This is a genomic window from Providencia sp. PROV210 (assembly GCF_028479445.1).
Taxonomy (GTDB): Bacteria; Pseudomonadota; Gammaproteobacteria; order Enterobacterales; family Enterobacteriaceae; genus Providencia; species Providencia rustigianii.
The window spans coordinates 60,192-78,325 of the sequence record NZ_JAMPNQ010000019.1 but is presented as its reverse complement, the minus strand read 5'-3'; the positions used below and the strand labels follow the sequence as shown (position 1 = coordinate 78,325).

Annotated in this window: 17 protein-coding genes; 4 read left to right on the top strand and 13 right to left on the bottom strand. The window is 42.6% G+C overall.

Features of this window, described 5'->3' with window-relative positions:
- Positions 1 to 92 precede the first annotated feature (92 nt).
- From rlpA to rsfS, 5 genes are read right to left on the bottom strand one after another with little or no spacing between them, the layout of a single operon-like run.
- Positions 93 to 1,070 (bottom strand): endolytic peptidoglycan transglycosylase RlpA, encoded by a 978-nt coding sequence (gene rlpA / locus PR761_RS15310; protein WP_039854014.1) that lies wholly within the window; start codon positions 1,068 to 1,070, stop codon positions 93 to 95.
- Positions 1,071 to 1,083: 13 nt separating this feature from the next.
- Positions 1,084 to 2,196 (bottom strand): peptidoglycan glycosyltransferase MrdB, encoded by a 1,113-nt coding sequence (mrdB, locus tag PR761_RS15305; RefSeq protein ID WP_006812826.1) that lies wholly within the window; start codon positions 2,194 to 2,196, stop codon positions 1,084 to 1,086.
- Positions 2,197 to 2,200: 4 nt separating this feature from the next.
- Entirely contained in the window at positions 2,201 to 4,090 is a 1,890-nt protein-coding gene (mrdA, locus tag PR761_RS15300) for a peptidoglycan DD-transpeptidase MrdA (protein WP_006812825.1), read from the bottom strand.
- Positions 4,091 to 4,122: 32 nt separating this feature from the next.
- Positions 4,123 to 4,593: a 23S rRNA (pseudouridine(1915)-N(3))-methyltransferase RlmH gene (gene rlmH, locus PR761_RS15295; RefSeq protein ID WP_039854013.1), complete on the bottom strand. Its 471-nt coding sequence runs from the start codon at positions 4,591 to 4,593 to the stop codon at positions 4,123 to 4,125.
- A 2-nt stretch (positions 4,594 to 4,595) separates the two neighbouring features.
- The gene (rsfS, locus tag PR761_RS15290; RefSeq protein ID WP_112836351.1) at positions 4,596 to 4,922 is read right to left on the bottom strand and encodes a ribosome silencing factor; all 327 of its coding nucleotides are present in this window, start codon (positions 4,920 to 4,922) and stop codon (positions 4,596 to 4,598) included.
- 246 nt (positions 4,923 to 5,168) lie between these two features.
- On the opposite strand from rsfS, the gene PR761_RS15285 reads away from it, so the two are divergent.
- Positions 5,169 to 5,891, top strand: coding sequence for a YbgA family protein (locus tag PR761_RS15285; RefSeq protein ID WP_006812822.1), 723 nt, complete (start codon positions 5,169 to 5,171; stop codon positions 5,889 to 5,891).
- Here the strand turns inward: PR761_RS15285 and nadD are convergent.
- The 8 genes from nadD to PR761_RS15245 form a co-directional block, all read right to left on the bottom strand.
- Positions 5,882 to 6,538: a nicotinate-nucleotide adenylyltransferase gene (gene nadD, locus PR761_RS15280; protein ID WP_154611227.1), complete on the bottom strand. Its 657-nt coding sequence runs from the start codon at positions 6,536 to 6,538 to the stop codon at positions 5,882 to 5,884. The genes PR761_RS15285 and nadD overlap by 10 nt on opposite strands.
- 4 nt (positions 6,539 to 6,542) lie before the next feature.
- Positions 6,543 to 7,577, bottom strand: coding sequence for a DNA polymerase III subunit delta (holA, locus tag PR761_RS15275; protein WP_006812820.1), 1,035 nt, complete (start codon positions 7,575 to 7,577; stop codon positions 6,543 to 6,545).
- Positions 7,574 to 8,116: an LPS assembly lipoprotein LptE gene (gene lptE / locus PR761_RS15270; RefSeq protein ID WP_039854010.1), complete on the bottom strand. Its 543-nt coding sequence runs from the start codon at positions 8,114 to 8,116 to the stop codon at positions 7,574 to 7,576. Before lptE ends, holA begins: the two co-directional genes overlap by 4 nt.
- A gap of 12 nt (positions 8,117 to 8,128) precedes the next feature.
- Positions 8,129 to 10,711 (bottom strand): leucine--tRNA ligase, encoded by a 2,583-nt coding sequence (gene leuS / locus PR761_RS15265; protein ID WP_115164046.1) that lies wholly within the window; start codon positions 10,709 to 10,711, stop codon positions 8,129 to 8,131.
- A 488-nt stretch (positions 10,712 to 11,199) separates the two neighbouring features.
- Complete coding sequence (locus tag PR761_RS15260; protein ID WP_006812817.1) at positions 11,200 to 11,925, bottom strand: amino acid ABC transporter ATP-binding protein; 726 nt, start codon at positions 11,923 to 11,925, stop codon at positions 11,200 to 11,202.
- The gene (gene gltK, locus PR761_RS15255; protein ID WP_006812816.1) at positions 11,922 to 12,602 is read right to left on the bottom strand and encodes a glutamate/aspartate ABC transporter permease GltK; all 681 of its coding nucleotides are present in this window, start codon (positions 12,600 to 12,602) and stop codon (positions 11,922 to 11,924) included. Before gltK ends, PR761_RS15260 begins: the two co-directional genes overlap by 4 nt.
- 1 nt (position 12,603) lies before the next feature.
- On the bottom strand, positions 12,604 to 13,344 hold the full coding sequence (locus PR761_RS15250) for an amino acid ABC transporter permease (RefSeq protein WP_006812815.1): 741 nt from the start codon (positions 13,342 to 13,344) through the stop codon (positions 12,604 to 12,606).
- Between the two features lie 115 nt (positions 13,345 to 13,459).
- Positions 13,460 to 14,353 (bottom strand): glutamate/aspartate ABC transporter substrate-binding protein, encoded by an 894-nt coding sequence (locus PR761_RS15245; RefSeq protein ID WP_039854009.1) that lies wholly within the window; start codon positions 14,351 to 14,353, stop codon positions 13,460 to 13,462.
- A 534-nt stretch (positions 14,354 to 14,887) separates the two neighbouring features.
- On the opposite strand from PR761_RS15245, the gene PR761_RS17170 reads away from it, so the two are divergent.
- The 3 genes from PR761_RS17170 to PR761_RS15235 are packed head-to-tail and all read left to right on the top strand — an operon-like array spanning position 14,888 to position 18,134.
- The gene (locus PR761_RS17170; protein ID WP_412033766.1) at positions 14,888 to 15,283 is read left to right on the top strand and encodes a metal resistance protein; all 396 of its coding nucleotides are present in this window, start codon (positions 14,888 to 14,890) and stop codon (positions 15,281 to 15,283) included.
- A 47-nt stretch (positions 15,284 to 15,330) separates the two neighbouring features.
- Positions 15,331 to 17,409, top strand: a complete 2,079-nt coding sequence (locus tag PR761_RS15240; RefSeq protein ID WP_154611228.1) for a protein-disulfide reductase DsbD family protein — start codon at positions 15,331 to 15,333, stop codon at positions 17,407 to 17,409.
- Complete coding sequence (locus tag PR761_RS15235; protein WP_006812811.1) at positions 17,406 to 18,134, top strand: DsbA family protein; 729 nt, start codon at positions 17,406 to 17,408, stop codon at positions 18,132 to 18,134. Before PR761_RS15240 ends, PR761_RS15235 begins: the two co-directional genes overlap by 4 nt.

Sequence of the window (18,134 nt, the reverse complement as noted above, 5' to 3'; positions counted from 1 at the left end):
ACGTTATTTTATACCTGATAGATATTAAGTTGCAGAGGGAAAGTGAATTTAATTTTCCCTCACAACATAAGTTCTTAAGTGTAGACAACCCGTTACGGTGCAACCACCATGGATTGTTGATTTTTTTCTGACTGTAGACGACTTTGGATATCAACCGCTTGCTGTCTTGTCGAGAATGGACCTAACTGAACACGGTAAATGCCATTATAAGGCTGTAGGCGCCCCGGAACATTGAACTGAGTTTTCAGACCGTCAAGCATGCTTTGGGCATTCGCTTTACTACTGATAGCGCCAGCTTGGACTAAAAAACCACGTTCGGGAACGGGTTGTTCAGCCGCGGCTTGTGGTGCCACTTCGGGTTCTGGGGTATTGACTTTCATTTCTGGCATGGTTGGTTGCATAGGCTCTACAGGCTGTTTCACCGGTAATGTATTTGCCGGAGCCGGAGATTCCTGCATTACAGGAGTCCCAAGAGGACTAGAACCTAATTGTGGTCGATCCGGTAGGGCATAGCTTTGTTTAACAAAGTTAGAACCGACACTGCCGGGACCAGATAAACTACCATCTGGCGCCACTTGAATAGCATCAATTTTAATTTTTGTTGTTTGCATTAAATTTAAACGATCCGCAGCTGCCCGGGATAGTGCAATACTTTTCCCTGGTATATAAGGACCGCGGTCATTAACACGCACAACCATCATACGCCCGTTCATCATGTTAGTGACTCGGACGTAGCTTGGAATTGGTAGGGTTGGATGAGATGCCGTCAATTCTACAGGATTGACGCGCTCACCAATCGCCGTTAGGTGCCCTGATGCTTCTTGACCATAAATAGCAGCATAACCGACTTGAGAGAACTGAGCTGGATCACGGACAATTTGATAGGTTTGGCCGTTGCGCTGGTAATCGTTATTGGCTGTTGGGTGGTAAGGCTCATAGTGTGGCTCAGCCCCTAACACGTCTTGTGTTGGAACATTGCTTGGCACAGTGGCAGGTTGTTTAACGTCTTCGTTAACACAACCACTGAGCAATGTGGCGGTCATGGCAAGCATAATCCATTGTAAACGCATACTAAGCCTCATTTTATAAACTCTTAGAAAGAAATTTTCTGTGGGTATGGATGGACATGATAATACCGAATCCCGCCATTAAAACAATCAAGGCGGAACCTCCATAACTGACCAATGGGAGTGGCACACCTACAACCGGTAAGATCCCACTCACCATACCGATATTCACAAATACATACACGAACAGGATGAGGATCAATCCTCCCACCATAACACGGCCAAACGTATTTTGGGCGCTAGCAGCGATATACAACCCTCGAACAATCAATAGGATATATAGACCTAGCAAAATGAGAACCCCGATAAGTCCGAGTTCTTCAGCCAATACCGCAAAGATAAAGTCTGTATGGCGTTCTGGTAAGAATTCTAGCTGAGATTGAGTACCTTGCAGCCAGCCTTTCCCCATTAACCCACCGGAACCAATGGCTATCTTAGATTGAATAATATGATAACCCGCCCCTAGAGGATCTGTTTCTGGGTCGAGTAGCATCATCACACGTGAACGTTGGTAATCGTGCATTAAAAAGAACCAAAGTAACGGGATGAAGGCCGCGAGTGCTACCGCAGCAATTGCAATCAATCGCCAGCTCATTCCGGCAAGAAATAGGACAAATAGCCCAGAGCAGGCAACGAGAATGGACGTTCCAAGGTCAGGTTGGGCTGCGACTAATAAAGTGGGTAAGAAAATAATAATTAGAGCAATAAAGGTATTCTTAAGTGTAGGTGGGCATTGGTCTCGATTCATAAATCGAGCCACCATTAATGGTACAGCAATTTTGGCTATTTCAGAGGGCTGAAAACGGACAAAGCCAAGATCAAGCCAACGTTGGGCGCCTTTACTAATTTGCCCAAATACATCGACAAAAATCAATAAAATAACGCAAAAAATAAACAGGTGGGGTGCCAAGCTTTCATACAGGCGAGGGGGAATTTGCGCCATTACTATCATGACAACGAAACCGGAGGCGATTTGCCCCAATTTTCGTTCCATCATTTCAGGATCTTGACCGCTAGCACTCCACATAATAAACGCGCTATAGGCTAATAGAGCAATAATGATCAATAACATCGGCACATCGATATGCAGACGTGTGGATAGCGGTAATTTTTTCTTATCGTCAGTCATGGGATTAACGGTCTTCCTCTGCACTTACGCCTGCGCTTTCGACTTGGGTATTGTTATCACCTAATAGCACATGGTCAAAGATTTGACGCACAATATCACCAACAGCAGGACCTGCGCCGCCATTCTCAAGAATGATTGCAACGGCAATAGTTGGTTTGTCATATGGTGCGTAGGCAATCATCAGTTTATGGTCGCGTAGATGTTCTGCCAATTTACTTGCGTTATAGGTTTCATAACTAAATACTTGGGCAGTACCTGATTTGGCTGCGACCTTATAAGGTGTACCAACAAAGCTGCGTTTACCTGTTCCGTTTGGTGCATTCGCAACTCCATACATACCCGTTTTAGCCAGCTCCCAGTACCCGGAATGGATATCGCCAATCTGTTTGGTTTCTTTCTCTTCATAAGGCACCATCGCATTGCCTAATTTCGTCCCATAGAGCAAGTGTGGCGTTTTAATTTGCCCATCATTAATCAAGGTCATTAACGCTTTAGACATCTGAATCGGTGTTGCTGTCCAGTAGCCTTGTCCTATACCTACAGGAATGGTGTCACCTTGATACCAAGGCTTTTTATAACGTTTTTGTTTCCACTCACGGGTTGGCATGATCCCTTGGCGCTCTTCGGAGAGGTCAATTCCCGTGTATTCACCAAAACCAAATTTTGTCATCCACGCCGATAAACGATCAATTCCCATGTCATAGGCTACTTGATAAAAGAAGGTATCCGCAGATTCAATAATTGATTTCACCACATTTAATTTACCATGACCCCAACGCTTCCAGTCACGATAACGTTTTTCAGAACCGGGCAGCTGCCACCAACCTGGGTCAAAGATAGTCGTGTTTGGCGTGATGACTTTTTCACTTAATGCAGCGACAGAAATAAAGGGTTTAACCGTTGATGCAGGTGGATATAGCCCTTGAGTTGCACGGTTGATTAACGGCCTATTCGGGTTATTTAATAGTGCTTGGTAATCTTTATTGGATATCCCGTTAACGAATAAGTTTGAATCGTAACTCGGCGTAGATACCAGTGCGAGAATCTCTCCATTACGAGGGTCAGTGACCACAACAGCCGCTCGGCTAGTGGTGAGGATTTTCTCGATATAAGATTGTAATTCAAGGTCGATAGTTAAATAGATATCACGACCTGCTTGAGGTGGTTGCTCATGTAGCTGGCGGATCACGCGCCCACGGCTGTTAACCTCAACCTCTTCGTATCCTGTTTTTCCATGTAGAACGTCTTCATAATAGCGTTCAATACCTAATTTCCCGATATCATGGCTGGCAGCATAATTGGGTAGTAAACCTTCTTTATCGAGGCGTTCTACGTCTTTATCGTTGATTTTTGCCACATAGCCGATGACGTGAGTTAATGCTGAACCATAAGGATATGAACGGCGTTGATAACTTTTAACTTCTAAGCCAGGGAACCGGTATTGATTTACAGCAAAACGTGCAACTTGAACTTCATTAAGCTGTGTTTTTAACGCAATCGACGTAAAACGGCGAGAACGTTTACGTTCTTTTTCGAAATTGACAATATCTTCATCGCTAAGATCGACAATATTGCGCAGTTTATCTAGGGTATCCTGTAAGTTTTCAACTTTTTCAGGGACAATCTCAAGCTGATAAAATGCACTGTTTAAGGCTAATGGCGTCCCTTTGCGGTCATAAATGATGCCGCGGCTTGGCGCGATAGGGACTAATTTTATGCGGTTGTCATTGGAGCGTGTTTGATAATCGTCATGACGTACAATTTGTAGATGATACAAATTGGTAATGAGGATTGAAGTAAGTATGACAATGACGCCGAAAGCAATTAATGCTCGGCGAATAAACAAAACTGATTCAGCGGTATGGTCGCGAAAAGGGGTGCGTTGTTGTTTCATCCCATTGCCATTATGTACAAATTAATACCTGACTATTCCCGATGATATGGGTGGTTAGTCGTAATGCTCCATGCTCGATAAAGACTTTCCGCGACAAGGACGCGAACGAGCGGATGGGGCAGTGTTAATGCCGATAATGACCAGCTTTGTTCCGCAGCCTCTTTGCAAGCAGGTGCTAGGCCTTCAGGACCACCAATCAATAAACTGACATTGCGACCATCTTGTTTCCATTTATCTAACTGAATGGCAAGTTGTGGGGTATCCCAACGATCACCTGGAATATCTAAGGTGACGATGCGATTTCCTTTACCTACAGCCGCGAGCATTAATTCGCCTTCTTTTTCAAGAATGCGTTTAATATCCGCATTTTTCCCGCGTTTTCCAGCTGGAATCTCGGTTAATTCAAACGGCATATCTTTTGGAAAACGATGGAGATAATCCATAAAGCCGGTCTGGACCCAGTCCGGCATTTTTGTACCTACAGCGATGAGTTGTAATTTCAAACTCAGCTCCAAAGCTTTTCAAGTTCATACATGCGACGGCTTTCGTCTTGCATGATGTGAACAATGGCATCGCCAAGATCGACAACAATCCAGTCAGAAATACCTTGTCCTTCAACACCTAGCGGCATTAAGCCTTGTTTACGGCAAGCATCGATCAAGCGATCAGCAACAGACATCAGATGACGGCTTGATGTTCCTGTGCAGATAATCATTTGGTCGGTAACACTCGATTTCCCATTAACGTCGATCGAAATGATGTCTTCAGCTTTAGCATCTTCAAGTTGATCGATAATAAATTTTTGGAGTTCAGTTCCTTGCAAAAGGTTCACCTTTTATTCAAATTGATAGAATATCTTGTTAAACACTATTTGTAGTTTTTCTTTCCTCGGGATTGCCCCCAGCAAAGCGATGCCATTTTACCCTAGATTTTCGGAAAAATCGGCTAAATTATTTTTTATTGGCGTAGGAGGGCAATTTATAGGGATATATCGCCCATTGAGCAACAAATTTGTATTAACTTTACAAAGTTACTCATCTTCACTACTCCAGAAGTATTTTAGGATAAGAGAGATAATGTGCAATTAATTAAACCAAAAGTTTTAATACTAGATGGAATCACTTATCCATCTAGTGAAATACAGCAATTAACCCATTCCATTGTGACGTGTTTTTCACCAGAAGAATTTAATCAAACCAGCGATGAAATTGTAGGAATTATTTTTCCGCACCACCATGCTCAAAAAATACTGGCATTTTTTCCTGCAAGTTTACCGGTTATAACTGACACTCAATGGCAAAATGTGCAGCAACTTGACCATTTTTTTACACAATTGTATCTTTTACAACGGCTTGAAATATTGGCCCAGCAGTTAACGCACCATGGAATTATTCTATTTCATAGTCAGCATAAGTATCTCATCATGGCGTATTCACCGACTGGCTATCAATTGACCGGTAAGCTAGTTGCAGGGATTAAAAAAGGCGATGATTTGAAATTGTTTTTTGCACAATATAAAGCGAGCTTAATGGAGACCTTTGCATTAATGCCACCTAAAAATATTCAAGTTAATGCGCTTAGCCACATGCAAGGATATTTTAAACGTAGGGCTACAAAAGATGAGAAAAAGCATTTATTGGCGTTAATTAATGATTATCGTGACGGGAAAATACCGATAAACCAGCCATTATTGATGATGCGGCAGTTACTTATTCAATATCCTGATAGCTATTTAAGTGAACAATATTATTTTGAGCCATATCCTCATTGTGAGCAGGTCAGGGTATTACCTTATTCTTGATAAAGATGATGAGCCTGAATATATTCTAAAACGGCATGAGGAATTAAATCATTACATGAATCCCCTGAGCTTAATTTTTGACGAATTTCAGTGGCTGAAATATTAACTAGAGGGGTGTCAGCAATAAAGATAAGCCCCTTTGCTTGCAGACTTAACTGGCGAGGATTATCCGTTTGATGTTGATTGAGCCACTGTTGCATTTGCGGATCAGCAAAGTGAGTAGAATATCCTGGTCTAGCACAAACCAATAAATGACATTTGTCTAAAAGTTGCTCCCATCCATACCATGTATTGATGGATAGCAGTGAATCCTGCCCAATAATAAAGGCCAGTGGTTGAGTACTTCCCAACTCTTCACGTAATTCACTTAAAGTTTCAAGAGTATATGAGGGGGTGCTCTTTTGCAGTTCTCGAGTATCAATGGTAAATAAAGGGTTATTTTGAACCGCGAGTTGTACCATCTCCAAACGCTGCATTGGTGAGGCTTGAGGTTGTGGGCGATGGGGCGGAACATGATTAGGTAATAGAATGACTCTTTGTAAGCCGACTTGTTTGGCAAGGGCTTCGACTGGGCGCAAGTGCCCGTAATGAATCGGGTCGAAAGTACCGCCAAATAATGCCTGAGGGCCTTGAGGTTTACAGGTCATACACTTACCTATGTTGAATAAAATGTTCTGCGTCTGTTTTACCGCATAATAGCATGGACAAAGATTGTAGGTCTGACCAAGAGGAATTGGCAAAATCTTGTTTGGTATGAATTTCGGCTTGGGTCAGTAGCATCAATGCTGATTGTAATTGATATAGACTTAAGCGCTGTATTGCCTCCCCTAATAGACCGCGACGGTTTTGCCATACTTTATGTTGGTCAAATAAGGTTTTCAGTGGTGTCGTTGATGATTGACGTTTTAATGTAATCATCAGCATTAACTCGCGCTGAATAGCCCGCAGTAAAATAACAGGTTCGATATCTTCTCGTTCTAGTTGCTCTAAAATGTGCCATGAACGACGTGATTTGCCGGCTAAAACAGCATCTACCCAGTGATATGGTGTGAAGTGTGCAGAATCATTCACGGCACTTTCTACACGCGGATAGGTGAGCTTTCCATCAGGATACAGTAGTGAAAGCCGCTCAAGAGCTTGCGCTAAACCTAATAAATTCCCTTCATAGCAGTAGCACAGTAATTGGTTAGCTTCGGTTTCCAACGTTAAGCGCATTTGGCTTGCACGTTTTGACACCCACTGAGGAAGCCGCTGATATTCAGGGGTTAAACAACTAATATAAACACCATCTTGGCTGATAGCTTTAAACCAAGCGCTGTTCTCTTGAGCTTTAGTTAGTTTATGTCCACGTAAGACTAAAAGTAGGTCTGGATGAAGTAACCCTGCGAGTTGCAGAAGTTTTTCTGCCATCGCAGCATTAGGGCCATTTTCAGGTAAAAATAGAGTAAGCATCTGGCGACTGGCAAATAAACTTAATGCCTGACAAAGGCTAAAAATTTCATCCCAATCGGTATTTTGCTCTAATGAAAACGTAAAATGCTCTTCAAAACCTTGCTGGAGTGCAGCTTGGCGAATAGCATCTTGGCTTTCCTGAATAAGGAGGGGCTCGGAGCCCCAAATGAGATAGCGGCCTCTTAGAGACTCTTGTAACGAAGAGGCCAGCTGTTCAGGATAAATGCGTATCATTGCTGCGCTACAGGCTTCTCAGCAGCTTGCGCTTTAGCTTTTTCAAGCTCAGCACTGTGTACTAGCAGTAACTTGCGCACAATACTGCGTGCCGCTTGTTCTTGCATTTCTTGTTTTACGATTTCGTTTTCCGCATCTTTTGCCAATGCTTCTAACGGGTTATCGAAGAAAGTACGAACAACTTTGGTTTCCAGCGGATAAATTGTGCCATCAGGCATTAAGACTTGCGCCTTCATGACCAACGTCAATTGTTTCTCTGCAGCTTTACCATCTTGATAAATAGAAACGGTGTCAGTACTTTCAGATGAACCGACTATTTTTAAGATAGGCACATCTGCGCGACCAGAATCTAAGATGGTCACGTTATTTAGTCTGAGTTGTTCCCTGACCGCTCGTGTTTGGTAGCTATAAGGTGAACCAGAACTGAGTTGCAGTGTTTTCAATTCTTCCGGAAGCTGGGTTGTTCCTTGAAGACGAAAACCGCAACCTGCGGTGACAAGCACCGACAGGCTGAGGAATAAAGTTATCAGATAGCGCACTTGGGCTCCTTATCAGCCAACAACTAAGTTCAGTAATTTACCTGGAACGTAAATAACCTTGCGGATACTCACGTCTTCAAGGTATTTGGAGACACTAGGTTCTTGAGATGCCATTTCCAATACGAATTCTTGGTTAGCATCAGCAGGAACGGTAATACGTCCACGAACTTTACCGTTAACTTGAACAACGACCAGCTTGGTATCGTCGATCATAGCTTGCTCATCAGCAACTGGCCAGTCAGCAAAATCGATATCGTCTTTATGGCCTAGTGCTTGCCACATTTCGAAACATGCATGCGGAATAATTGGCGATAACATACGCACAATCGCATCCAATGACTCTTGAACTAAAGCACGATCCTGCTCTGTTTCTTGTGGGGCGCGAACTAATTTGTTCATGAACTCCATGATTGCCGCAATTGCAGTATTAAATGCGTAGCGGCGACCAATATCGTCAGTCACTTTAGCGATAGTTTTATGCAGGTCACGACGTAAATCTTTTTGTTCAGTAGTTAATGCGCTGATGTCTAATGGTTGAGTTGCACCTTTTTGTGAATGCTCGTGAACTAAACGCCATACACGACGTACGAAACGGTTAGCACCTTCAACACTAGATTCTTGCCATTCCAGAGTTAATTCTGGTGGCGCAGCGAACATCATAAACAGACGGACGGTATCGGCACCGTATTTTTCCACCATCAACTGAGGATCAATTCCGTTGTTCTTAGATTTAGACATCTTGCTCATACCAGTATAAACCAGTTCATGACCTTCGCTGTCTACGGCTTTAATAATACGATTCTTATCATCACGTTCAACAATCGCATCTGCTGGAGATACCCACACACGATGACCATCACTACCGGTATAATAGAATGCATCCGCTAGCACCATACCTTGGCACAATAAACGTTTAGCTGGCTCATCTGAGGTAACTAACCCAGCATCACGCATTAATTTGTGGAAGAAACGGAAGTACATTAAGTGCATGATGGCATGTTCAATACCACCAATGTATTGATCAACTGGCAGCCAGTAATTTGCGGCTTCCGGATCTAACATGCCATCATCATATTGCGGGCAAGTATAGCGCGCGTAGTACCATGATGATTCCATGAAAGTATCGAAAGTGTCAGTTTCACGCAGCGCTGGCTGACCATTGATAGTGGTTTTTGCCCACTCTGGATCTGCTTTTATTGGGCTGGTGATGCCGTTCATGGTGACATCTTCCGGTAAAATAACCGGTAATTGGTCTTCTGGAATTGGAACTACAGTACCGTCTTCTAAGGTCGCCATTGGAATTGGTGCACCCCAGTAACGTTGACGGGAAACACCCCAGTCACGTAAACGATAGTTGACTTTACGTTGACCTGCGCCGATAGAAACCAGCTTGTCAGCGATCGCATTGAAACCTTCATCATTGCTTAAGCCTGTGAATTCGCCCGAATTGATCAGCGCGTTTTTCTCAGTCATTGCTTCTTGCGATAAATCTGGAGTATTGCCTTCAGCATCGCCAATAACAGCTTTAATTGGCAGGTTATATTTATGTGCAAATTCCCAGTCACGTTGGTCATGAGCCGGAACTGCCATAACAGCACCTGTACCGTATTCCATCAAGACAAAGTTAGCGACCCAAATTGGCAGCTTCTCTTGTGTCAATGGATGGATAACATACAGACCTGTTGCAACGCCTTTTTTCTCCATGGTTGCCATATCAGCTTCCGCTGTTTTGGTATTACGGCACTCATCGATAAAATCGGCTAATTCAGGATTATTTTTTGCTGCTTGTTGCGCTAAAGGATGACCCGCAGCAACTGCAACGTAAGTTGCGCCCATAAAGGTGTCAGGACGGGTAGTGTAGACGGTTAATTTATCGTCACGCTCAGCAACATCAAATGTAATTTCCACACCCTCTGAGCGCCCAATCCAGTTACGTTGCATGGTTTTAACTTGCTCTGGCCAATCTTCCAGTTTATCCAAGTCATTCAGCAGCTCTTCTGCATAATCAGTGATTTTAATAAACCATTGAGGGATTTCTTTGCGTTCTACTGGGGTATCACAGCGCCAGCAGCAGCCATCAATGACTTGTTCGTTCGCGAGAACCGTTAAGTCATGTGGGCACCAGTTAACCGCTGAGGTTTTTTTATAAACTAAACCTTTTTCATACAATTTAGTGAAGAACCACTGCTCCCAACGGTAATATTCAGGGGTACAGGTAGTGACTTCACGGTTCCAGTCGTAACCAAAGCCCAGCATTTTCAGCTGACCTTTCATGTAATCAATATTGGCATACGTCCAAGGTGCAGGTGCAGTATTGTTTTTTACCGCAGCGCCTTCAGCAGGCAGACCAAATGCATCCCAACCAATTGGTTGAAGAACGTTTTTACCCAACATACGTTGATAACGGGAGATTACGTCACCAATGGTGTAGTTACGTACGTGGCCCATGTGTAGTCGTCCAGAAGGGTAAGGTAGCATGGACAGGCAGTAGTATTTCTCTTTGCTGTTGTCTTCAGTCACTTTGAAAGTTTGTTTTTCATCCCAGTGACGCTGTACTTTAGATTCTATATCTTCTGGACGATATTGTTCTTGCATGGCACCGATAATCCTATGGTGAATAGTGGCTACATTCAATGAGTAGCAGGTTAATGTCTTTTTCTATAAAGCGGAACCGCATAGCATAGCGGATCACACCCAGTAACAACAATGCTCAAAGCCGTTGTGTCTGTAAAAAACGATGAATCGTTGATTAGATGAATTTACAGGGACTTGGTCTTGCTGTTCGTCTTGTTTGTCATATTTTGTGCTACAAAATTGATGGCATTATAAATATATCGCCAAGGAGCCGCACAAAATAGTTAGCGTTCGCCTATCATAATTCAATTTACTACCTAAAACTTGAACTATTTAAGAGGGAAATTGCATTATTCAATATTTTATTTGAACTTAGAACACGTTAGAGAATTTTTTGAGAGATTTCAAGTGCAGATAAGGTTATCCATCATGAAAAAGGAGCGGGGATGAGTATCAATAAGAAAATGTTGCAAAAAGCCCAATTGGGCTTTCTGCAACATAGTTGATAATTAATGCAGGATTTTTGCTAAGAAATCTTTAGCGCGATCAGATTTAGGATTGGCAAAGAAGTCTTCTTTCTTAGTGTCTTCAATAATTTTTCCTTCATCCATAAAAATAACGCGGTTGGCTACTTTTTTAGCAAATCCCATTTCATGGGTCACTACCATCATAGTCATTCCTTCGTTTGCCAGTTCGACCATGACATCCAGAACTTCGTTGATCATTTCTGGGTCAAGGGCTGAAGTGGGTTCATCGAATAACATCGCGATGGGATCCATACACAGTGCGCGAGCAATCGCCACACGCTGTTGCTGCCCACCCGATAATTGCGCTGGGAACTTATTTGCATGATTAGATAACCCGACACGTTCCAGTAATTTTACGGCTTTTTCCTCGGCAGCTTTTTTGCCACGGTTTAAGACTTTAACTTGGGCTAACGTTAAATTTTCTAGAATCGAAAGATGAGGAAAGAGTTCAAAATGCTGGAATACCATGCCGACTTTTGAGCGCAGTTTGGCAAGGTCAGTTTTTTTATTATTGACTTGGATATCGTTAACAAAAATTTCACCCTGTTGAATCGGCTCCAACCCATTGACTGTTTTTATTAACGTGGATTTACCAGAACCAGAAGGCCCGCACACAACCACAACTTCGCCTTTTTTGACTTCAGTTGTGCAATCGGTGAGCACCTGAAATTGGCCATACCATTTAGAGACATTTTTCAGGGTAATCATGAGACAGTCCTTTTCTTAAGATAATTCACTAACATTGAAGCGCCGAAACTGAAAATAAAGTAGATGAGTCCGGCAAAGAGTATCATTTCAACTTGTGTACCGTCACGTTCACCAATGTTGGTGGCTGTTCTGAAGAAGTCAGTTAACCCCAGAACATACACTAAAGAGGTATCTTGGAATAGCACAATACCTTGGGTGAGTAATAACGGAACCATGGCTTTAAAGGCTTGCGGTAAGACAATCAGGCGCATGGTTTGCATCTGTGTCATCCCTAATGCAAGAGAGGCATTTGCCTGACCTCTAGAGATACTTTGGATCCCTGCACGGATTATTTCCGAATAGTAAGCCGCTTCAAAAAGGCAAAAGGCTACCACTGCGGATATCAAACGAATATCATTTTTGGGTGATAAACCTAGAATATTTTGTAATAAGTTAGGCACAACTAAGTAGAACCAAAATAACACCATCACCAGCGGAACGGAGCGAAACATATTTACATAGAATGCAGCAAACCAACGCAGCAGTTTAATATTCGACAAACGCATCATTGCGAGAGCCGTTCCCCAGACAATTCCCACAACAATTGCTGCCGCAGTAATTTTGGCGGTGATAATAAATCCGTCTACCAAGAATGGGATACTTGGTGCGATAGAACTCCAATCAAATTGATAAGCCATCTTATCGCCCTCCTAATGTGCCAGGTAAGCGAACTTTACGTTCAAGCAAGCTCATCAGTAACATGATGATTAAGTTAATACCGACATAAGCTAAAGTAATCGCCGTGAATGATTCCCATGCATGAGCAGAATAATCCAACAACTTGCCAGCTTGTGCCGCCATGTCGACGAGCCCAATGGTGGATGCAATGGCAGAGTTTTTGACTAAATTCAGCATTTCCGATGTCATTGGCGGTAGGATCACGCGGTAAGCATTCGGTAGCAGAACGTAGCGATACGTTTGCGGTAGCGTTAGTCCCATAGCTAATGCGGCACTTTTCTGGCCTCTAGGTAAGGATTGAATAGCTGCACGAACCTGTTCGGTCATCCGCGCGGCAGTAAACAAACCAAGGCATAACATAGAAGAGATAAAAAACTGGTAGTTAGGATCTAGTTCCATCTTGAACCAGTCACCAATTGATTGAGGAAGTAGTTCAGGGATCACTAAGTACCACGTGAAGAACTGCACAATCAGTGGAACATTACGAAATAGTTCAACGTAAGCCGTACCTATAAACGCTAAAAAGCGATTAGGAACGGTGCGTAAAATACCGAAAAATGAGCCAACGAGAAAAGCGATGATCCATGCGCAGATAGAAAGCGTGACGGTAACTTCTAAGCCAGATATTAACCAACCTAAATAGGTGGTATTCCCAAATGGGGCATTCTCAAGGAATATCCCCCAATTCCAATTAATCGACATAATATGACTTCCTGTGGGCAATTTGATTGTCCCGAATACTGAGGATCAGAGAAAGCAAGGCGGGAACGACCGCCTTGCGATTCTGACTTCAGTAATACCCTGTTTGTCTTTTTTATTAGTTTAATGCTTTATCATTTGGTGATTTGTATAGCGCTTTCATTTCATCAGATAACGTAAAGTTCAAGTTTAGGTTCTTTGGTGGGATAGGTTGGTTGAACCAACGATTGAAGGATTTCTCTGCTGTACCCGATTTTTGTGCCGTAGAGATAGTTTCATCAATCAATGCTTTGAACTGAGGGTCATCTTTACGCAACATGCAGCCATATGCTTCTTGGGTTTGTGGTTTACCCACGATTTCCCAGATAGCTGGTTGTTTAGCTTTAGCGCGCTCACCTGCGAGTAATGCGTCATCCATCATAAAGGCAACTGCACGACCGGATTCCAGAGTACGGAAAGAATCACCGTGGTCTTTTGCACTGATAATGCGCATTTTCATATTTTTCTGATCATTTAACTGATTCAGGATAATTTCAGAGGTAGTCCCCGAAGTCACCACAACATTTTTCCCAGCTAAATCAGCAAAGTCTTTAATGCCAGCATCTTTCTTAGCCAGTAAGCGAGTCCCTACAACGAAAATAGTATTAGAGAAAGCCGCTTGTTTTTGTCTTTCTAAATTATTAGTTGTAGAGCCACATTCAAAATCGAATGTTCCGTTTTGCAGTAGTGGAATACGGTTTTGTGATGTAATAGGAATTAATTTTACCTGTAGGTCAGGCATATTGAGTTTCTTTTTCACTGCATCAACGATTTGGTTGGAATAATCCTGCGAGTAACCGACAACTTTCTGACTATTATCATAATAAGAAAAAGGCACAGAGGATTCACGATGACCAACAACGATCACGCCATTATCTTTGATTTTTTTCAGAGTACCGTTTAATTCTTCTGCTTGAACTGCACAGGTCGCACCCAAAAGCATCATTGTTAAAACAAGCTTGCTCATACGCATAATTACAGCTCCTTTAGAACATCGGTGTAAATCCGCCATATTTCGGGTGATTGCGCATGCCTTTCACGTGACACATTACTCGAATTATTTTGGTTTTGTGGTGTTGTGTTTGCAGATGTATCGTGAGGTTTGGATAAACACCAGATCATCAGCTGTATGTTTTATTATTGTTAAAAAGTAATTAAAAATTATGAGTTTTGAAAACGAAATGTTTTAAATTCGGGAGCTATCTCGCATATTATTTAGGCAGTTGTGAGCCGTAGCACTAATATGGTGAAAAATTGCCTAAATTTGATAATCGCGCACTGAAAGAGTGCAAAACAGTTCCGTATTTCATTCTTCAAAAATAGAGTTGCAAGTTTTATGCCGCTTTTTATAGATAAAGGGAAAATTGCAGTGATTTTTCCGAATTTACGTATTTGTAAAGTTAAATGTAGCCTCTTGAATAGAATATTTTGCTGTGTAGTATGTAACCTCTATTTAACTTATTATTAGCTAATTATTGCGATTTCAGGACGATAAGCAGATACGCACATGAGCAGACCTTTAAAATTGGGTAATGGATTAGTGCTACTCGCCTGTCTGATGGTTTTACTTTGTATGAATCAAAGAGCCGTCGGAGAGCGTCTGTTCGCAACATTTTTAGTGCCTCACTCACTGAACACAGCTAGCTTCAATGCACCGGATGTCCTGATTGATTCAAATCAGATGGACTCTAAAGAAGTGAAACTTTCAACGTGTGAGTTAAGTTCAAAATCGTTGATCACCATAGTTCCCTCAGTGATTGAACCTTTCTTTTTTGTATTTCTTTCTTTAGCTGCATTCGCTATCTTTTGCACTAGACTATTTATATATAGAGCAAACAGTGAAGAGATACATGCCCCACCAAGTGTTAGGCGTCACCTACAATTCTGCAATCTTCGGGATTAGAAAGCCGCGGCGTATTGTTCGTTGCTGTCATTTATTCTGGAGGATTCATGCGTTTCTTTATTAACTGGTTATTTGTTCTATTCGCTCTATTTTCAAGCAGCTTACAGGCTGCGGATACTGGCTGGCTGCAACCCGCAAACACGGGATGGATGCCAAACAATACCCCTAATCATGTTCAAGTTCGTTTGCTCAGTTCTGCACAAGAAGAGGGCAAAATCGATATTTTACTCGACGTAAAACTCGAGGAAGGATGGAAGACTTACTGGCGTTCACCAGGGGAAGGGGGCGTTGCGCCTGAAATTACTTGGACCTCTCCGGTAAAAACTACGGATTGGTTGTGGCCTACTCCGGGGCGTTTTGATGTCGCAGGGGTATCAACTCAAGGCTATATGGGGGATGTTATTTTCCCTATTACGGTAACCAGCAGTGAAAAACTGGATAAGTTATCGGGAACCTTGACCTTATCGACGTGCAGTAATATCTGCATTTTAACGGATTATCCTTTTGAACTGGATTTAACTGAGCCTGCACCTGCTGATTTTAATTGGGCATTTAACCAAGCAAAAGGTAGTGTGCCAGCAACCAATGGCTTGATTGAGCAATCGAAAACCAGCTTCTCTGGAAAACAGTTGATTGTTGAGCTGCAAAAAGTTGCGGGTAATGAGTGGATAGCGCCCAATATTTTCACCGATATTGTCGATGGGGCCACATTAGGTGTACCCACCATTAAATCGTCGGGTGATAAGTTAACTGCAACTATTGATGTTAGCGATGATTGGGGAGGGGAGTCTCCTAATTTAGTTGGGAAAACCGTCTCCTTTGTGGTCACTGATGGAGAGTTATCTCAACAAGTTAGTGCAGATGTAGTGCCATTTACAGGGTCACAGTTTATTAGTGAATCTAATCAACCTATTGATTTATGGCAAATTCTACTCTTTGCTCTCCTTGGTGGATTGATTCTCAATTTGATGCCGTGCGTCTTGCCGGTTCTGGCGATGAAATTAGGCTCTGTCCTATTGGTTCCTCAAGGGGAACAAAATACCATTCGCCGTCAGTTCCTACTTTCGTCATCCGGTATTTTGGTCTCTTTTTGGTTGCTCGCATTGTTAATTACATTATTGCGAGTTGGTCAACAAGCGGTAGGCTGGGGTATTCAGTTCCAAAGTCCTTGGTTTATTGGATTTATGGTTATTGTCACCGCCTTATTTACTGCCAATTTATTCGGTTTGTTCGAAATTAGTTTAGGAAGTAAAACCAATACCCGTCTAGCAACCGCTGGTGGGCATGGGAACAGTGGTCATTTTTGGCAAGGGGTTTTTGCAACATTGTTAGCAACTCCATGCTCCGCACCATTTTTGGGAACAGCGGTCGCCTTTGCATTGGCGGCACCGATGGAACAACTCTGGCTCATTTTCACCGCGTTAGGTATTGGAATGAGTTTGCCATGGCTACTCATAGCCGCTTTCCCTGTGATTGCTAAATTACTTCCGAAACCGGGAACATGGATGCTGAAACTGAGAGCCATTCTTGGGCTGATGATGTTGGTATCCTGTTTATGGTTGATTAGTCTATTAATTCCCTACTTTGGTGCAACTTACACCATCATTATTGCTGGGGTATTTTTATTATTGCTGGTGCTGTTTATCCTGAAAAATAAAGGAATTCGCGCAGCGATTTTCCCTTTTATCTTATTTTCATTGCTGGGGGCTGCTTTTACTTGGGTAGCGATAGACCAGCAACAGGGAAATCAGACATTAGCTCGTGATCGTGTTCAATGGCAGCCACTCTCTGAAGAGGGGATCGCTCAGGCGTTAGCTGAAAATAAACGCGTATTTATTGATGTGACCGCCGACTGGTGTGTAACGTGTAAAGCTAACAAATATAATGTACTGCTCAGAGATGATGTCCAGCAATTACTTAGCGAACCGGATGTGGTTGCGTTTAGAGGAGATTGGACTAAACCGTCTCCTGAAATATCAGCTTTTTTACAAAAGCGTGGGCAAGTCGCAGTGCCGTTTAACCAAATTTATGGCCCTAATCTGACAGAGGGGAAAATACTGTCAACAATACTTGATCGTGAAGTTTTAATATCAATTATGAATGAGGCCAAAGGAGCCAAAAAATGAAAAAGACCATTCTAGCTGTTTTATTCTCTTCGCTAATGCTTGGAGCAACTGCGAACGCGGCTCCATTAACTGCAGACCAAGAAGCGCAAGTGCGTAAGTTAGTTCGCGATACATTGGTTGAAAACCCTGAAATTCTCGAAGAAGCGATTGTTGCTCTACAAGCCAAGCAAGGTGAGAAGCAGCAAGCTCAGATGAAACAGGTATTAAAAGATCAGCATAATGCTTTATTTAATGATCCAACAAGTCCACGTATTGGCTCGAAAGATGCCAAGCTTGTTTTAGTTAACTTTACTGATTTTAACTGTCCGTACTGCAAACGTTTCGACCCACTGTTAGAAGATATTGTGAAGAAAAATCCAGATGTTGCGGTTGTTATCAAATATCTTCCTTTTAAAGGAGAAACGTCCATGGAGTCATCTCAATTAGCGATGACTTTATGGAAGGAAAATCCAAAAGCGTTCCTTGCGTTGCACCAAAAATTAATGGCAAAACAAGGCATGCTGTCTGATTCAAATATCAAAGAAGCCTTGCAAGCAACGGGAAATGGCAAATTAAAAGCGAGTGATGAGAGCCGTGCGGCTATCCGCAAAAACTTAGAGCTGGCGAATATGCTACAAGTGAACGGAACGCCTGCAACATTGGTGGGCGATGAGATGATCCCTGGGGCTGTTGATGCACAGGAATTTGAGCGGATCGTTAAAGAACAACTCAGTAAGGTAAAATAA

Bases quoted from the DNA above. Each gene is read 5' to 3' on its own strand.
- rlpA (WP_039854014.1), bottom strand. From the start codon at position 1,070: ATGCGTTTACAATGGATTATGCTTGCCATGACCGCCACATTGCTCAGT.
- mrdB (WP_006812826.1), bottom strand. From the start codon at position 2,196: ATGACTGACGATAAGAAAAAATTACCGCTATCCACACGTCTGCATATC.
- mrdA (WP_006812825.1), bottom strand. From the start codon at position 4,090: ATGAAACAACAACGCACCCCTTTTCGCGACCATACCGCTGAATCAGTT.
- nadD (WP_154611227.1), bottom strand. From the start codon at position 6,538: ATGACCTGTAAACCTCAAGGCCCTCAGGCATTATTTGGCGGTACTTTC.
- holA (WP_006812820.1), bottom strand. From the start codon at position 7,577: ATGATACGCATTTATCCTGAACAGCTGGCCTCTTCGTTACAAGAGTCT.
- leuS (WP_115164046.1), bottom strand. From the start codon at position 10,711: ATGCAAGAACAATATCGTCCAGAAGATATAGAATCTAAAGTACAGCGT.
- PR761_RS15260 (WP_006812817.1), bottom strand. From the start codon at position 11,925: ATGATTACCCTGAAAAATGTCTCTAAATGGTATGGCCAATTTCAGGTG.
- gltK (WP_006812816.1), bottom strand. From the start codon at position 12,602: ATGGCTTATCAATTTGATTGGAGTTCTATCGCACCAAGTATCCCATTC.
- PR761_RS15250 (WP_006812815.1), bottom strand. From the start codon at position 13,344: ATGTCGATTAATTGGAATTGGGGGATATTCCTTGAGAATGCCCCATTT.
- PR761_RS15245 (WP_039854009.1), bottom strand. From the start codon at position 14,353: ATGCGTATGAGCAAGCTTGTTTTAACAATGATGCTTTTGGGTGCGACC.
- PR761_RS17170 (WP_412033766.1), top strand. From the start codon at position 14,888: ATGAGCAGACCTTTAAAATTGGGTAATGGATTAGTGCTACTCGCCTGT.
- PR761_RS15240 (WP_154611228.1), top strand. From the start codon at position 15,331: ATGCGTTTCTTTATTAACTGGTTATTTGTTCTATTCGCTCTATTTTCA.
- PR761_RS15235 (WP_006812811.1), top strand. From the start codon at position 17,406: ATGAAAAAGACCATTCTAGCTGTTTTATTCTCTTCGCTAATGCTTGGA.